General features: G+C 66.1%; 15 protein-coding genes. 6 read left to right on the top strand and 9 right to left on the bottom strand.

Features of this window, described 5'->3' with window-relative positions; all coding sequences use genetic code 11:
- Positions 1 to 165: 165 nt before the first annotated feature.
- The gene (locus WS75_RS27020; protein ID WP_179948957.1) at positions 166 to 408 is read right to left on the bottom strand and encodes an energy transducer TonB family protein; all 243 of its coding nucleotides are present in this window, start codon (positions 406 to 408) and stop codon (positions 166 to 168) included.
- A gap of 69 nt (positions 409 to 477) precedes the next feature.
- Complete coding sequence (locus tag WS75_RS27015; protein WP_059685067.1) at positions 478 to 759, bottom strand: hypothetical protein; 282 nt, start codon at positions 757 to 759, stop codon at positions 478 to 480.
- A gap of 368 nt (positions 760 to 1,127) precedes the next feature.
- Here WS75_RS27015 and WS75_RS27010 point away from each other — a divergent pair, with 368 nt between their 5' ends.
- The 4 genes from WS75_RS27010 to WS75_RS26995 all read left to right on the top strand — a co-directional run bounded on the left by WS75_RS27010 (position 1,128) and on the right by WS75_RS26995 (position 7,442).
- Positions 1,128 to 1,439 (top strand): hypothetical protein, encoded by a 312-nt coding sequence (locus tag WS75_RS27010; protein WP_059685243.1) that lies wholly within the window; start codon positions 1,128 to 1,130, stop codon positions 1,437 to 1,439.
- Between the two features lie 356 nt (positions 1,440 to 1,795).
- The gene (locus WS75_RS27005; protein ID WP_059685065.1) at positions 1,796 to 3,442 is read left to right on the top strand and encodes an EAL domain-containing protein; all 1,647 of its coding nucleotides are present in this window, start codon (positions 1,796 to 1,798) and stop codon (positions 3,440 to 3,442) included.
- Positions 3,443 to 3,660: 218 nt separating this feature from the next.
- Positions 3,661 to 6,033, top strand: coding sequence for a DNA polymerase II (locus WS75_RS27000; RefSeq protein WP_059685063.1), 2,373 nt, complete (start codon positions 3,661 to 3,663; stop codon positions 6,031 to 6,033).
- Between the two features lie 281 nt (positions 6,034 to 6,314).
- A complete protein-coding gene (locus WS75_RS26995; protein WP_059685061.1) occupies positions 6,315 to 7,442 on the top strand; it encodes a J domain-containing protein in 1,128 nt (375 codons plus the stop codon).
- Between the two features lie 43 nt (positions 7,443 to 7,485).
- On the opposite strand, the gene WS75_RS26990 is transcribed toward WS75_RS26995, so the two are convergent.
- The 6 genes from WS75_RS26990 to WS75_RS26965 form a co-directional block, all read right to left on the bottom strand.
- On the bottom strand, positions 7,486 to 8,391 hold the full coding sequence (locus tag WS75_RS26990; RefSeq protein ID WP_059685058.1) for a LysR family transcriptional regulator: 906 nt from the start codon (positions 8,389 to 8,391) through the stop codon (positions 7,486 to 7,488).
- A 79-nt stretch (positions 8,392 to 8,470) separates the two neighbouring features.
- The gene (locus WS75_RS26985; RefSeq protein ID WP_059685056.1) at positions 8,471 to 9,715 is read right to left on the bottom strand and encodes an acyl-CoA dehydrogenase family protein; all 1,245 of its coding nucleotides are present in this window, start codon (positions 9,713 to 9,715) and stop codon (positions 8,471 to 8,473) included.
- Positions 9,716 to 9,754: 39 nt separating this feature from the next.
- Positions 9,755 to 10,513, bottom strand: a complete 759-nt coding sequence (locus tag WS75_RS26980; RefSeq protein ID WP_059685053.1) for an SDR family NAD(P)-dependent oxidoreductase — start codon at positions 10,511 to 10,513, stop codon at positions 9,755 to 9,757.
- A gap of 7 nt (positions 10,514 to 10,520) precedes the next feature.
- Complete coding sequence (locus WS75_RS26975) at positions 10,521 to 11,285, bottom strand: SDR family oxidoreductase (protein WP_059685242.1); 765 nt, start codon at positions 11,283 to 11,285, stop codon at positions 10,521 to 10,523.
- A 57-nt stretch (positions 11,286 to 11,342) separates the two neighbouring features.
- Positions 11,343 to 12,374 (bottom strand): phosphotransferase, encoded by a 1,032-nt coding sequence (locus tag WS75_RS26970; protein WP_059685050.1) that lies wholly within the window; start codon positions 12,372 to 12,374, stop codon positions 11,343 to 11,345.
- Positions 12,375 to 12,394: 20 nt separating this feature from the next.
- Complete coding sequence (locus tag WS75_RS26965) at positions 12,395 to 13,069, bottom strand: histidine phosphatase family protein (RefSeq protein WP_059685047.1); 675 nt, start codon at positions 13,067 to 13,069, stop codon at positions 12,395 to 12,397.
- A 207-nt stretch (positions 13,070 to 13,276) separates the two neighbouring features.
- On the opposite strand from WS75_RS26965, the gene WS75_RS32965 reads away from it, so the two are divergent.
- Entirely contained in the window at positions 13,277 to 13,432 is a 156-nt protein-coding gene (locus WS75_RS32965) for a DUF3309 family protein (protein WP_082729761.1), read from the top strand.
- A gap of 465 nt (positions 13,433 to 13,897) precedes the next feature.
- On the top strand, positions 13,898 to 14,335 hold the full coding sequence (locus tag WS75_RS26960; RefSeq protein ID WP_059685045.1) for a GNAT family N-acetyltransferase: 438 nt from the start codon (positions 13,898 to 13,900) through the stop codon (positions 14,333 to 14,335).
- A gap of 25 nt (positions 14,336 to 14,360) precedes the next feature.
- Here the strand turns inward: WS75_RS26960 and WS75_RS26955 are convergent, their stop codons facing one another.
- Positions 14,361 to 16,295, bottom strand: coding sequence for an SMP-30/gluconolactonase/LRE family protein (locus WS75_RS26955; RefSeq protein ID WP_059685044.1), 1,935 nt, complete (start codon positions 16,293 to 16,295; stop codon positions 14,361 to 14,363).
- Positions 16,296 to 16,411: the final 116 nt, after the last annotated feature.

The following is a 16,411-nucleotide window of genomic DNA, read 5'->3' as shown; positions in this document are numbered from 1 at the left end:
CGCCGGACGTGTATCGCAACGGCGCGCGGGTCATCGTGACGATGCAGTAAAACAAGCGCGAGACGGATTTCCACGCGGCGTACGACGGCGAGAAGATCGCCGCCGGAAGCCGCTTCTACGATTACACGGGATTGAAGCGCCGTGATGGGTATCCTCGACGCGTCGTCAGTCCACCGGGTAATCGAGATCGTGCCAGCGCTTCGCCGATTTCCCGCCCGAGCCAAGATGACCGCCTGGGAAGCGCATGACCGCAATCGCGTGAAGCGCCTTCTCATCGAGCGCGGCGTCGCCGCAACTGCGCCGGACCTTGAGATCGCGGACACGCCCGTGCTCGTCGAGCCAGACACGCACGATCACGCGCCTTCTCGACGTGCCGTTCTGCACGCCGCGTGACAGCAGGCGGTCCATCAGCGACATGAGTTTCTCCGTGATGCTCGAACGCTTCGGTTGTCGATACGCGCCGGCCTGCGTGCAGCGTCAGTGCTGGATGGCCACGCTTTTGTGCGTCGCCCGCACGGTCTTCGGCTTCGCAACGACGGGCGCCTTCGGATCGATGCCGACCGCGTGCTCGACCTTGCGGGTCTTCGCGGGCGCCGCTTGCGCCTTCGACACGGGTTTCGCGTTGGCATGCGCGGCGGCCGGTGCATTCGACCGGGAAGAACCGGTTGGCCGCACCGGCTTCACGGCCGTCGCACCGCTCGCTGCCACGGGCGAATGCTTCATCTGGTGCGCGTATTCCTTGACGTCGTGATCGCTCATCCACGATTCCGTATAGGCCGCCGACGCGGGCTGTGACAGGTTGAGATACGCGACCGATGCGACGAGAAAGGCACGAACATGCGTGCGACGATTGAATGCGGTAATGACGAATGCTCCTTGCGAACTGGCTCGACGCCCTGTATCGGCGCCGTCGTGGCGGCACGATAAATGAGCGCATTCAGCATCGCAAGCGTCTGACGGGAATCCGAACGATTCTTGACGTTTGAATGATCGATCCGGTGTGCGAGACCACGCACGCACCGCGCTCGAGCGCGTCGGACATGCCCATGTGGTCGCGCGTGCGGCATCGGCAACCTGCCGAACTCGGGCCCGCCGACGGTGTCGAACGTACATCGCCGGAGAATCGCATGAACCGCGCCGCCCCTTTCGCCATCCTGACCCTGCTTGCCGCCGTCAGCTTGCCGGCGGTCGCCGGCGCCGCTACGGACAACGCCACAGCACCGGTTGCGCAGCAAGCGAGAAACTGCGTGCCGTCGTCGACGTCCGCCAGCGCAGCGCCCGGCTCCCGCGCGGCGTCAAAGGCGCCGCCGATCCGCATCTGCGTCGGCGATTCCGATACGCAACTGAATCTGCCGTGGTTCCTGACCGACGTCCTCACCGCCATCGACACGCATCAATCGCCTCGCGACCTGCTCCACAAGATGCGCAACGACTTCTGAAGCGCGGCCGCCGGATGTGACGCGCGACGCAAATATTTCTCAATAAGCATCAATCTCGATATTGTTCCAATATTTGAGTAGCAATATTTCGTAATTGAGCGTGACACGCCTTATACTTGCCGCGCACCATCCTCGTGCCAAGAGACGGTGTTTTTTGTCCCGGCCGCACATCGATGCGGCCGGGTTTTTTTTGGGGTGTGCAATACCGATATACATACGTTGCCGATGTGTGTTACGACAATTCGCCTCGAATCCTGCACTCCCGCCGCGATGCCGCTTCGTGCGCTTCGCGAGCGTAGAATCGATTTGCGTCCCGATATGGGTGCGAGCCGCGGTGCCCCGGCCAGGCACGGCGAATGCCTCGCGCCAATTCATCGACCGGTTCGACCTGCATTCACATGCGCACAACAACAAGTACGACCCGAGGACCGTCCGCGCCCGCACGGCGCCCGAAACCCGCGTTCCAGCGCAGCGGCGCGTGGCCGCACATCGTCTTCCCGGTTGCCCTGATCGTCTGCATCCTCGTGTTCGTGCTGGCGTTCGTCGTTGCAGGGCGCCTGGCGCGCGACGCGATTGCACGGCACGAAAGCGACGTCGCGAACGACATCGTGATATCGGTCGACCGCATCCTCGACGGCATTCGCACGCGGCACCCGGACGAGTTGAACGCGCTGGTCGGGCGGCCCTGCACGACGATCTTCAGAACGCTCGCCGAAGTGGGCACTCACCTGCTCTATCTTCGGGCCGTCGGGCTGGCGAACAGCGGTCGCGTCACATGCTCGTCGGCGCTGGGCGCGATCGACGTCCCGCTCGACGCGTACATTCACGCGCCAGCACCGGGGAGGACGGCCATCACGCTGCTTCGGCAAACGCCGTTTCAGCCTCACGTTCCGGTGCTGGTGGCGTTTCGCGCGACCGCGCCCGACTCCGGCGTCCTTTATCTGGTCGAAGGCGACTATGTGGCGAACGTGCTCGCGCACGGGATCCGCTTCGGGGCGGAAACGGCCACGCTGTCGATCGAGGGCGCGGGAAGCATCGATCAGCATGGCACGTTCGTCCCGCCGTTCAACGCGGCGCCGGCCACAGGCAGCAAGATCGCGTCGAACGCGTGGCCATTCACGGTCTCCGTCACCTCGGCGCAACCCTACGTTTCGCAGGTGCAGCGGCGCTACCGACTCATCTGCCTGACGATCGCGCTGCTGGTCAACGGCCTCGTAGCGGCCACGTACCTGCTCGCGATGGCGCCGCGCCGGCTGTTGCTGAAGGCCGTTCGCAATGCGCTGAAGCGCAACGAATTTCATGTCGTCTACCAGACGATCATCGACGTCGAAACGCGCAGGACGGTCGGCGTCGAGGCGCTGCTGCGCTGGCGCCATCCGAAATGGGGGACCATCAGTCCGGCCTTGTTCGTGCCGCAGGTCGAGTCGAGTGCGGTCCTGCCGAAGGTGACCGAGTTCGTGCTTCGGACGGCCGTAGCGGAACTGACCGCACTCGCGCCGTCGGTGCCGCTCCGCATCGCGATCAACGTCGCGCCGAAGGATCTTGAACGCGCCCGCTTCCTATCCGTCGTCGAAGACACGCTCGACAGGCTTCCACAGGGCTGCACGCTGGTCCTCGAAGTGACCGAGCGCATCCTGCTCGAGAAGAATCCGCGCACCACCGAGATGTTCGCCACACTGCGCGCGAAAGGCGCGAAGTTCGCGATCGACGACTTCGGCACGCATCACAGCAACCTCGACACGCTGTCGCGCTTTCCGTTCGACTACGTGAAGATCGACCGGCAGTTCATCTCGCAGCTCACGACGGGCAACGCGAAACTGATCGAAGGAATCGCGGCGGTCGCCCACCACTACGGCCTGAAGATCATTGCCGAGGGCGTGGAGACGGAAGAGCAGCATCGTGCGCTGCATGCGGTCGGGATTCAGTACGCGCAGGGCTATCTGTATCAGCGGCCACGGCGAGCGGAACACCTGAAGCGGAATGTCGCGCCGATGCCGACTTGAATGCCGTATCGGCGCGGCACGCGCTCGGTCGGCGAATACGTGACGCACACGCGTCGTCCGGTCTGCACGCGACGCCGGCTGCCGCACGCGGCCAATGCGCTGCGTGGCGGGTCGCACGGCGGCCTCCTGCCACCTGGTGCCATCGATTCCCCCTTCGGCGGGAACCGCGCGAGAGGCGCTAAAATCCGCCGCCTAGGCATCCACGACGAGCAAGCGTTTTGACGGCGTTCGAGCAAGGTTTCATCCTCACCCGCCACTGGCGGGACACCGCATCCGGCATCGAGATCGAGTTCTGGCTGGCAACCGAACACGGTCCGCGCCGCGTGCGGCTGCGCCCGCAGGAAGCCGTCGCATTCGTGCCGGTCGAGCAGCAGGCGCTCGCCGAACGCACGCTCGCCGGCGAACGCGATGCCGAACTGCGCCCGCTCGCGCTGCGCGACTTCCGCCAGCGCGCGGTGGCCGGCCTCTACTGCCGCCGCTACCGCCACCTGTCCGGACTCCAGAAACGCCTCGCCGCGGCCGGTGTCGACGTCTACGAAGCCGACGTGCAGCCGCCCGACCGCTACGCGATGGAGCGCTTCATTACCGCACCCGTGCTGTTTCGCGGCACGGCCGGCCACGACGGCACGCTGACCGACGCCGAACTGAAACCCGCGACCGGCTATCGGCCGACACTGCGCTGCGTGTCGCTCGACATCGAGACGAGCGTCCACGGCGAGCTTTATTCCATCGCGCTCGAAGGCTGCGGACAGCGGCAGGTCTACATGCTCGGCCCGCCGAACGGCGACGCGTCGGCCGTCGACTTCCGTCTCGACTACTGTGACAGCCGGGCCGAGATCCTCACACGCCTCAACGAGTGGTTCGAGGAATACGATCCCGACGCGGTGATCGGCTGGAACCTCGTGCAGTTCGACCTGCGCATCCTGCATGCGCACGCGGAGCAATACGGCGTGCCGCTGAAGCTCGGCCGCGGGGGCAGCGTGCTCGAGTGGCGCGCGCACGGCCAGCAGCCCGACCATTTCTTCGCGGGCGCGGCCGGCCGCCTGATCCTCGACGGCATCGACATGCTGAAATCGGCGACGTGGACGTTCCCGTCGTTCAGCCTCGAATACGTGTCGCAGTCGCTGCTCGGCGAAGGCAAGTCGATCGACAATCCGTATCAGCGGATGGACGAGATCCAGCGCCGTTTCGATCACGACAAGCCCGCGCTCGCGCGCTACAACCTGAAGGATTGCGAACTCGTCACGCGCATCTTCGACAAGGCCGACCTGCTGTCCTTCGCGCTCGAACGCGCGACCGTCACGGGCCTCGCGGCCGATCGCACCGGCGGCTCGGTCGCCGCGTTCACGCACCTGTACCTGCCGCGCATGCACCGGCTCGGCTACGTCGCGCCGAACCTCGGTGACGTGACGGGCCAGAACAGTCCCGGCGGCTTCGTGATGGATTCGCGGCCCGGCCTGTACGACTCGGTGCTCGTGTTCGACTACAAGAGCCTTTATCCGTCGATCATCCGCACGTTCCTGATCGATCCGGCCGGGTTGATCGAGGGGCTCGCGCATCCGGGCGACGACACGTCGGTGCCGGGCTTTCTCGGCGCGCGCTTCTCGCGCACCGCGCATTGCCTGCCCGACATCGTGCGGCGCGTGTCGGAAGGCCGCGACGAAGCGAAACGCCAGCGCAACGCGCCGCTGTCGCAGGCGCTGAAGATCATCATGAATTCGTTCTACGGCGTGCTCGGCTCGACCGGCTGCCGGTTCTTCGATCCCCGCCTCGCGTCATCGATCACGATGCGCGGCCACGAGATCATGCATCGCACGCGCGAGTTGATCGAGGCGCAGGGCTACGAAGTCATCTACGGCGATACCGATTCGACCTTCGTCTGGCTCGGGCGCGAGCACGACGACGACGCAGCCGCCGCCAAGGGCCGCGCGCTCGTCGAGCATGTGAACCGCTGGTGGCAAGCGCACCTGCGCGATCGCTTCAGGCTGGAGAGCGCGCTCGAACTGCAGTACGAGCGGCATTACCGGCGCTTCCTGATGCCGACCGTGCGCGGTGCGGAAGAAGGCAGCAAGAAGCGCTATGCGGGCCTCGCGCTCGCGGCGAACGGCGGCGAGGACCTCGTGTTCAAGGGGCTCGAAACGGTGCGCACCGACTGGACGCCGCTCGCGCAGGCATTCCAGCGCGAGCTCTACCGGCGCGTGTTCAAGCGCGAACCGTATCGGGACTTCATTCGCGACTACGTGCGCCGCACGCTCGCCGGCGAATACGACGCGCAACTCATCTATCGCAAGCGCGTGCGCCGGCCGTTGAGCGAATACCAGCGCAACGTGCCGCCGCACGTGCGCGCCGCGCGGATCGCCGACGAATTCAACCAGGCGCGCGGCCGGCCGCTGCAGTACCAGCGCGGCGGCTGGATCAGCTACGTGATGACGACGGCCGGCCCGGAGCCGCTCGAGACGATGCGCTCGCCGATCGACTACGCGTTCTACGTGAGCCGCCAGTTGCAGCCGGTCGCCGATGCGATCCTGCCGTTCCTGCGCGACGATTTCGAACGCGTGATTTCCGGGCAGGGGCAGTTGTTCGGCGACTGACGATGCGCGGTATTGCGCTCGCCCATATCTTCATACGGCTGCGAAGCTCGGGCGCGACCACGACGAACTGATCGACGCGATCGCGCGACGCGATGCCGACGCCGCCGAGCGCGCCGCGCACGAGCACACGATGCTGTTCCAGAAGCGCTTCCTCGACTACATGAAGCAGAACATGACAGAATCGATGGCCGTGCTGTAACGCCGCACGCCGGAAGGAACGCATCCGTCCGGCTAAAATACCGGCCTGCCGCGCCTCCCGCCGCGGCTGGAGGACATTCACCATGACCGCACGTCGCGGTGCCGCGGTCGCCATCGCGCCCGGTCACGAGACAGCCAGCCTGTCGAAAGCCCAGAAAACGTTCAACACGCTCGTCAAGCACATCGAAAAGCGGCGCGAGCGGCTCGGCGCATGGGAAGCCGTGATGCCGGCGTTCCAGAAGAAATTCGTCGACGCGCTGTTGCCGCTCGAACAGGAAGCGACGGCGCTGCGGATCAGGCTGATTCATCTGCTCGACGACACGTTCCTGCAGAAAGGCTTGAGCAAGGCCGAACAGCGCACGCTGTCCGACCTGATCGCCGACATGGCGCGCGATTTGCTGAACGTGAGCGACGACGCGGCGCTGAAGATCATTTACAACCGGCATGCCGAATCCGCGCACGTCGGCAACGCATCGGCCGAGCCCGAGCCAACGAAACCGGAGCGGGAGCCCCAACCGCAATCGCAACCTGCTGAAGATCTGGACTCACTGTCGCCCGACGAACTCGCCGAACGGATGCAAGCCGAACTCGACGCACAGTTCGAGCGCGACATGGCCGCTCACGCGGCCCGCGAGGCCCAGCGCGCGAAGCGCAAGAAAGCGCCGAAGCAATCGGCCGCGCAGGCCCGCATCGAAGCCGAGCAGGCCGAATCGAGCAAGTCGATCCGCGAGATCTATCGCAAGCTCGCGAGCGCGCTGCATCCCGATCGCGAAACCGATCCGCTGGAACAACAACGCAAGACCGAGCTGATGCAGCGGGTCAACCGCGCTTACGAGAAGGGCAACCTGCTGCAGCTGCTGGAGCTGCAGCTGGAGATCGAACAGATCGACCGCCGCGCGATCGACGGCCTCAGCGAAGCGCGGCTCACGCGCTACAACGGCATCCTGGAGGAACAACTGCGCGAACTCGATCAGGAGATCCAGCACGTCGAGAACGATTTCCGGCGGACCTACGGCATCGCGTCGTCGAGCAAGGTCGCGCCCGATACGGTCCTGCGCATGCTCACGCGCGACATCGCCGGCATGCAGCGCAGCAACCAGGATCTGGCCGTCGCGCTGCGCGAGTTCGAGGATCCGGATCAGGTCAGGAGCTGGCTGAAAGACATGAAGCGCCGGAGCACATCGTCGCGCTTCGACGAGGATTCGTATTGAGCCGGCATGCGCGGGCAAACGCGCGATGCGCACGCCGCGCCGTTCACTGCGGCTCGCCGATCCCGCCCATCAGCATCATCAACTGCTCACGCAGCCACCGACTGCCCTGATCCTGATCGGCGCTGCGGTGCCAGTAGCAGAAGTATTCGAGCCCCGGCATCTCGAACGGCAGTTCGAGAATCCGCGCCGGGTAACGCTGCAGCAGCCTGAGCGGCGCCGTCAGCGCGAGATCGCCGCGCATCGCGATCAGCGGCGCGACCATGTAGTGCTGCACGCGCATCTGGATGTTGCGGCGCAGCCCGAGCCGCGTCAGCTCCGCATCGACGTGCCCACTGCCCTTGCGGCGGCTCGACACGTGAATGTGCCCCATCGACAGGTAGTCGTCCATGGTCAGCGTGTCGCCCTTGAACGGGTGATCGTCGCGGATCATGCACGCGTAGCGGTCGCGCACGAGCAGCGCCTGATGCAGGTGCGGGTCGCCGATCAGCGGCGCGTCGATCGCGATGTCGACGGAGCCGTTCGCGAGCGCGGTCGCCACTTCGCGGCGGTCCATCGTGTAGCTGCGCACGTGCATGCCGGGCGCATGCGTCTGCAGCAGTTCACCGAGCGCGGGCAGCAGCAGCGCCTCGGTCAGGTCGCTCATGCTGAGCCGGAACACGCGCTCGGACGAAGCCGGATCGAAAACGTCGCCTTCGTGCGCGCTCGAATCGAGCAGTTGCAGCGCCTCGCGCACGCGGCCGACGATGTTCTCGGCCATCGGCGTCGGCATCATCCCGGCCGGCGTGCTGACGAACAGCGGGTCGTTCAGCGTCTTGCGCAGCCGCGCCAGCGCGTTGCTGACGGCCGGCTGCGTGAGGTTCAGCACCTCGGCCGCGCGCGTCAGGTTGCGCTTGTTGTAGATCGCCTCGAATACGACGAACAGGTTCAGATCAATCTTCGAAAGACGCATCGCCGGATCTCCTTGCCGGCATCTTAATACGGCGTGCGTCTCCCGCTCCTCCACGTCGCATCCCCGCGCGGCGCGCGGCTCAACCGCGCGGCGGCCGCGTCAGGTACGGCTCGGTCGAACCGCGCACGGCGTCCTTGACCTCCATGCGCGCGATCGCCTGCAGGTGCACTTCGTCCGGGCCGTCCGCGAAGCGCAGCGCGCGGCCCCAGGTCCACAGATCGGCGAGCGGCGTATCGGGGCTCAGGCCCATCGCGCCGAACACCTGCATCGCGCGGTCGCACACGTCCGTGTATACGGTCGGCACGAGCGCCTTGATCATCGAGATTTCCTTGCGCGCCGCCTTCGCGCCGACCTTGTCGATCATCCATGCGGCCTTCAGCACCAGGAGGCGCGCCTGGTCGATCTCGATGCGCGAGCGCGCGATCCATTCGCCGATCGTGCCATGCCGGTTCAGCGGCTTGCCGAACGCCTCGCGCGACTGCGCGCGGTCGATCATCAGTTCCAGCGCGAGCTCGGCCGCGCCGATCGAACGCATGCAGTGGTGAATCCGGCCCGGCCCGAGGCGCGCCTGTGCGAGCGCGAAACCGCTGCCTTCCTCGCCGAGGAGGTTGTGCGCCGGCACGCGCACGTTGTCGAACGTGATCTCGCAGTGTCCTTCGGGCGCGTAGTGATTGACCACCGTGATGTTGCGCACGACCGTCACGCCCGGCGTGTCGCGCGGCACCAGGATCATGCTCTGCTGCTGGTGCGATTCCGCGTCGGGATCGGTCTTGCCCATCACGATGAAGATCCGGCAGTTCGGATGTGCGGCGTTCGTGATGAACCACTTGCGGCCGTTGATCACGTATTCGTCGCCCACACGCTCGATGCGCGTCGTGATGTTGGTCGCGTCCGACGACGCGACGTCGGGCTCCGTCATCGCGAACGCCGAACGGATCTCGCCGCGCAAGAGCGGCTGCAGCCACTGTTCGCGCTGCTCCGGCGTCGCGAACATGTGCAGCAGTTCCATGTTGCCGGTGTCCGGCGCGTTGCAGTTGAACACCTCCGACGCCCAGCCCACGCGCCCCATGATCTCGGCGAGCGGCGCGTATTCAAGGTTCGTCAGCCCGGTGCCCGGCTCGTCCTCCTTCAGGTGCGGCAGGAACAGGTTCCACAGCCCTTCGGCCCTCGCGCGCTCCTTCAGCGCCTCCATGAACGACACGGGATACTGCCCCGCATGCACTTCCTCGTTCCACTGACGGATGCGCGGCACGATGTGCGCGTCCATGAACGCACGCACGCGTTCGCGCAGTTCTTCCACTTTCGGGGTGTAGCCAAAGTCCATGATCGACTCCTCGAGATTCCGTTGTTCCGTTCGTTTCGTTCAGAAGGCCGAGACACCGCCGTCGACGGCGACGGCCTGCCCGGTCAGATAGGTGTTTTCCTTCGCGCACAGCGTGAGCATCGTCGCGACGATTTCCTCGGGGCGGCCGAGCCGTTTCATCGGCGAGCCCTGTGCGAGAAAATCCTGGCGATCGCCGATGTCGCTGTCGGTCACCATCGGCGTCGTGCTGTAGAACGGGCACACCGCGTTCACACGAATGCCATTCCGCGCGTATTCGAGCGCGGCCGTCTTCGTGAGCCCGACCACCGCGTGTTTCGACGCCGCGTACGCGGCCAGCTTCGGTGCGCCGCCGAGCCCGGCCATCGACGCGACGTTCAGGATCACGCCTTCGCGCTGCGCGAGCATCTGGCGAATCTGATGCTTCATCCCGAAGAACACGCCCTTCGCGTTCACCGCGAAGCTCAGATCGAGATCCGCTTCCTCGGTATCGATCAGCGCCTTCAGCGGCGGCGCGACGCCCGCGTTGTTGATGCCGACGTCGAGCCGGCCGAAGCGCTCGACCGCCGCCTTCACCAACGCAGCGACCTCTCCTTCGATGCGCACGTCGCAGCGCCGTACGATCACGTCGGCGCCGGCCGCCAGTAGCGGCGCGGCCACGCGTTCGAGCGCCGCATCGTTCAGGTCGCCGAGCGCGAGCCGCGCGCCCATCGCGGCCAGCTCGCTCGCGAGCAGTGCGCCGAAGCCGCTCGCGGCGCCGGTGATCATCACGGCCTGCCCGGCGTAGCTGTCGAGTTTCATCGCGCGCTCAGATCGTCAGGCCGCCGTCGACGACGATGCACTCGCCGTTCGTGTAGCTCGCCGCGTCCGACACGAGATACAGCACGGTGCCAGCCATCTCGCGAGGCTCCGCGTGGCGGCGCAGCGGAATCTTCGCCATCCAGGTTTCGTAGATGTCCTTGTCGGCGAACAGCGCGCCCGCGAACTTCGTCTTCGTGAGGCCCGGCAGCAGCGCGTTCACGCGGATGCCGAACGGCCCGCATTCCTTCGCGAACGCCTTCGTCATGTTGACGACCGCGGCCTTCGTGATCGAGTAGATGCCCTGACGGTCGCCCGGCTGCAGCGCGTTCACCGACGCGGTGTTGACGATCGCGCCGCCGCCCTGCGCCTTCATCATCTTGCCGGCCTCGACCGACATGAAGAAGTAGCCGCGGATGTTCACGTCGACGGTCTTTTCATACGCGGCGAGATCGGTATCGAGGATGTGCCCGAAATACGGATTCGCGGCCGCGTTGTTCACGAGGATGTCGAGCCGGCCATGCTTGCCGCGGATCGATTCGAACGTCGCGGCGATGTCCTCCAGCCGCCCGACGTGACAGGCCAGCGCTTCGGCGCGGCCGCCCGCCGCGACGATCGCGTCCGCGACCGCCTGGCAGTCGTCGAGCTTGCGGCTCGACACGATCACGTGCGCGCCCTGCTCCGCGAGCAGCTTCGCGATTTCCTCGCCGATGCCGCGGCTCGCGCCCGTCACCAGCGCGACCTTGCCCGTCAGATCGAACAGATTCGTTGCCATGTTGCTGTGCTCCTCCATTGATGTTTTTAGTGCGGCCGCGTGGCGATGTCCGCGATGTCAGCGATGCGCGCCGATCACGTCGACCGCCATTTCGGCCAGCCGGCCAGCCATCGCGCCCACACGCAGCGCCTGCTCGCTCGACGCATTGCCCTGCAGCGCGCGCGCCTTCACGCCCTGCGCGATCGCCGCGAGCCGGAAGAAACTGAACGCCAGATAGAAATGCCAGTCGCGGATCGGCTCGATCCCGCGCAGTTCGCAGTAGCGCGCGACGATCGCCGCTTCGTCGGGAATGCCGAGTTCGGCACGATCCTGGCCCGCGAGCCCGCGCACCTGGTCGCCCGGCGGCAGCCGCAGGCACATGCAGAAATACGCGAGATCGGCGAGCGGATTGCCGAGCGTCGACAGTTCCCAGTCGAGCACGGCCTGCACGCGATAGTCGTCGCGCGCGAACATCAGGTTGTCGATCCGGAAATCGCCGTGCACCAGCGCGGGCCGGCCGGTGTCCTCAGGGCAGGCCTTCGGCAGCCAGTCGATCAGCGTCTCCATCGCGTCGAGGCGCTCCGTTTCCGCCGCGCGATACTGCTTCGTCCACACGCCGATCTGGCGCTCGAAGTAGTTGCCGGGGCGCCCAAAGTCGGCGAGGCCCACAGCGTCGACGTCCACGTCGTGCAGTGCGGCCATCGTGCGCAGCAGCGCGTCGTAGCAGATCGCACGATCGGCCTTCGGCAACTCCGGCAGTGCCGGATCCCAGAAGATCCGGCCGTCCTCGAAGCTCATCACGTAGAACAGGCTGCCGATCACGTCGCGGTCTTCGCAGAGGTGATACGGGCGCGCGACCGGCACGGCGGTGCCCGACAGCGCGCTCAGCACGCGGAATTCGCGATCGACCGCATGCGCGGATTTCAACAACTCGCCGGGCGGCTGGCGGCGCAGCACGTAGCGACCGCTCTTCGCGTGCAGCAGGAAGGTCGGGTTCGACTGGCCGCCGGCAAACTTCTCCATGTCGAGCGGGCCTTCGAAACCCGGCACGTGCGCTTCCAGATAGCGCGTGAGGCGGGCTACGTCGAGGGGCTGGGAAGGGTTCGTCATCGTCGCGATCGTTCGTAAGGTCAGCCGTAGGTGCGCCACGCATGTCGTTCGGAATCCTCGAGATGTGGTATGCCGTTGAACGACGCCAGGTGGAACGCTTCGGCGTTGAAGAAAAACTGCGAAAGACTGCTGTTGCGGATCTGCAGGTTCAGCGCGATCGCGCTCGATGGCGGTGCGGCGAGCACCTGCTGCACGGTCACCGCGATCGGGCCGCCGGAACTCACCGCGAGCACGCGCTGGCTGCCGCCCTGGCGGATCGCGGCGCGGGCATCGGCGACGCGTTGCTGGAACTGTGTCCAGGTTTCGGGCGCGGCGTCGCCCAGCTTGTCGTCGGACCACAGGTGCAGCACCTGACGCAGCGCGCGAAAGTGCTCCTTCATCGAGCCGGCCGCGAGCCGCGCGATCTCCGGATAGTCGCTCGCCGCGGCCGCGAACAGCCCGTGGAAGTCGTATTCGTTCAGGCCGGGATGGCGGTCGACCTGCGCGCCTTCGCCGCCCATCCCGCGCAGGATCGCATCGACGGTCTGCGCATGCCGGTTCATCGTGCCGCAGATCACCCGGTCGAACGTCAGGCCCTGCTGCGCGAAGTATTCGCCGAGCCAGACACCCTGCTGCTCACCGGCCGCGGACAGCCGGTCGTAATCGTCCGTGCCGAACGACGCCTGCCCGTGCCGCACCAGAAAAAGTTCAGCCATTGCGTGCCCGCCTGTGGGGAAACCGAAGGCCCAGCATAGCGACCGAAGTCACATTTTTGAAATTTATTTTCTGAATCGTCCGCTATTCATCGCATGAATTCCATGGATTCACCCAGCGCGCTTGGCCGGCTTTCGCCCGACTCCCCGACGCGGCACGCGAATTGCGGCAGGAGCCACCGTCATGTCACCACGTTCAGGAGGGGTGCGATGCTCGGCACAATCCTTATCATCGTTCTGATTCTGCTGCTCATCGGAGCATTTCCGGCGTGGCCGCACAGCCGAAGCTGGGGCTACTGGCCATCGGGCTCGGTCGGGCTGATCGTCGTCATCGTCGTGATACTGGTGCTGCTGGGTCACATTTGAGTGTAACGACGCGTGCTCGTTGCGCAAGCACGCGTCGTTCGATTGCGCGGCCGTGGCTTCTTTACAAAAGCCGGTGATGAATGCCAACCCGGCAACGGTGCGAACCCCGCCCGGGCGCAGTCGTTCCTGCCGTCTCTCGGCGGCGCGCGTATGCCGCACAGAGGCGCCGAACGAGCGCGCACACCCTGCGCCCGAGCGCTTCGGCGGCAGCCGCGCGGCTCGGCGTATCGGTCGAGGCGCTGCGGTTCCACGAGCAGCACGGCGTCGCCGCGCCAGCGCGAATGTCGGCGGGCTACCGGGCAGTCATACCGTTCACCCGAGCGCGTCGCCCCGGCCGCCGTCGGTTGATGCAAGCTTTCGGTCCAACCTAATGACAATTCCGGCTGCCCGGCCTTTGACCGCCATACCGCGTTCGTGGATCATTCGCTTCGAGTCATGGAATCCACCCGCGAACGCTCCTCGACCATGCCCCCTGCCATTTGTCTGCGCCCGGCGAACGCCACCGACCTGCCGTTCCTGCTGAGGCTCCGCCGACTCACGATGACCGAGCATCTGCAACGCGTCGGCGCACCCACCGACGACAACGCGCACGATCAGCGCATCCGCTCGAACTTCGAGGACGCGCTGATCGTCTGCGACGGCGCCGATGCAATCGGTTTGCTGAAGGTCACGCGCGCCGCCGACGAATGGCACGTTCACCAGATCCAGATCCTCCCGTCGCGACAGCGACAAGGCATCGGCGAAGCCGTGCTGCGCGAGCTGCTGATCGAAGCCGCACGCGAGCACGTGCCCGTATCGCTCGGCGTGCTGCACGGCAACCCGGCGCGGCGCCTCTACGAGCGGCTCGGCTTCACCCTCACGTCGGAAACGGAGACGAGCGCGAGCCTGATCTGGCGCGCCTGAACCGTGGCGTGCCGCGCCTCGCCCATCAAGGCGTCCACCGATAAACGGTGATGCTGTTCCCCTTCACGTTGTTCTTCGTCACCACGTATTCCCCGTTCGAGCGGCGATACGCGCGCACGCTGTACATCGCGTCGATCGCGCTGCTGGTATCCACGGTCGCGGGGCTCGCGTTGACGAGCGTCGTGTCGAGATTGCCGGTGTCGAGGTTGAATGCGTCGATATTCGGCCACAGCGGCCCGCTGCTGCTGAACCAGTAGCCGACGAACAGATGGTTGCCGGCCGCGTCGATCGACTTCGCGCCGCCGTGCGGCAGCGTGATGACCGGGTTCGGCTTCGTCGTGTTGCCGGCGCTCCAGCCGTGATACACCTCGATGCGCGTGCCGATCGACGTCCAGTCGGTACTCCCGACCACACCCTGCGCGAGCACCATCGTGTCGCTGTCGGCGAGATAGACGATGCGCGTCAGCGGCTGGATGCTGGCCGGCACCGGCGTCGGTACGCCCGGCCCCCACGACGGCTTGCCGCTCGCGTCGAAACCGTTCAGCGGATAGTGATAAATGGCGCCGGTCTTGTCGAGGCCAGCCCAGACGCCGCCCTTGCTGTCCAGGCTGAAGCCGGCCGACACGCGCCGGATCGTGTTGAACACGGGCCCGGGGATCGATCCGTCCGGAATCGCGACGTAGCCGTTGGCCGCGTTGAAGTGGAAGAAGGAGTAGACCGGCGGATTCTGCCCCGCTGCAACGAGGATCCGGTTCGCGCCAACGGACGTCAGCAGCCCGAAGTGTTCGTCGCGCTGGGTGTCGCTCATGTTGATGCGCGGGTCCGACGGATACGTGAACGGATCGACGGTGTTCGCGACGAAGGTGCCGCCCGCGGTGCCGCTGTAGACGTGCGTGCCGCTGTAGAACAGCGCACCGTCGGTGACCGGATCCGGTGCGGCGATGCCCTCGAAGTTGAGCGACTGCAGCGTCCACCGCAGGCTGCCGGCGCTGCTGTACGCGTGAATGTCGGTCGCGCCGTTGCGGCCGAGATCCCAACTGCCGCCCCACGGGTTGTTGAGCACATACAGGTTGCCGGCCGTGTCCTTGCCGATGCCGGCGATGCGGGTGAAGCGCTTCGCGCCGACCTGCCCCTTGGTACCCGTCGTCGTGTCGAGATAGCCGCCGGGCACGCCGAACGTGCCGGCCAGCGCGGGTCGGCCCGAGACGGAATAGCGCTTGATGTTCATGTCGGGGCCTTCGTCGCCGATCATCAGCTGCCCCACCGCCGCATCGAAATAGAGCGCCGACGGCTGCGATCCGGCGGCCAGCCGGATCGTGTTCAGCAGCGCGCCGGCCGGACTGAATTCGACGACCGAGCCTGCGCTCTTCTGCGCGACCCAGATGTTCCCCGCACCGTCGACCGCGAGCGCGCCCGGTGCCGGCACGCCGATGTCACGCTGCCACACGCCGTCGGTCGTGAACACCCGCACGCGATTGCCGTAGAAATCGCTCGCATAGAGCAGCGAGCCGGCCGTGGCGAGCCCGGTGACGACGTCGATGCGCGGCTGGTTGGTCGCCGCCGTTACCTGAATCAACTTGTCGCGGAACCGCGTGGCACGGTTGTAGCGCCCGACCGCGCCGCTGCCGTATCCGTTGCCGGGCTGCAGCGCGACGAACAGCGACGTCGCATTGCCCGTGATCGCGCTGCCCTGGAACTCGGAATGCGTGCCGATCGAACCGACGCTCTTGCCGTTCTGGTAGATCGCGACGCCGCCCTCGTCCTCGTCCCACATCGACGCCGTGTAGATCACGCCTTCGGGCGCGACCCACATCGAGCGCGCGACGTTGCCGACGTGCGCGGCGAGCGTGCCGTAGGTATTCGCGATCCAGTCGGTGGTGTTACCCGCGTTTGCGGCCGGCGCGATCGCGGCGATCGCGGCGGCGAGCAGTACGGCCTGAATCGATTTTCTGGCGACCATGGCTGATGCGCTCCTGAATGGTGGCGTCATTCACGTGAGGGGGTAGCCGGGTGGTTTGAAGATCGGCAATGCGTAAATACTTCCGCTAGATCACCCGGTGCAGTCGGTATTACGTC

Source organism: Burkholderia sp. FL-7-2-10-S1-D7, assembly GCF_001524185.1.
GTDB classification, from domain to species: Bacteria; Pseudomonadota; Gammaproteobacteria; order Burkholderiales; family Burkholderiaceae; genus Burkholderia; species Burkholderia diffusa.
This window is presented reverse-complemented; position numbering and strand designations above follow the sequence as displayed.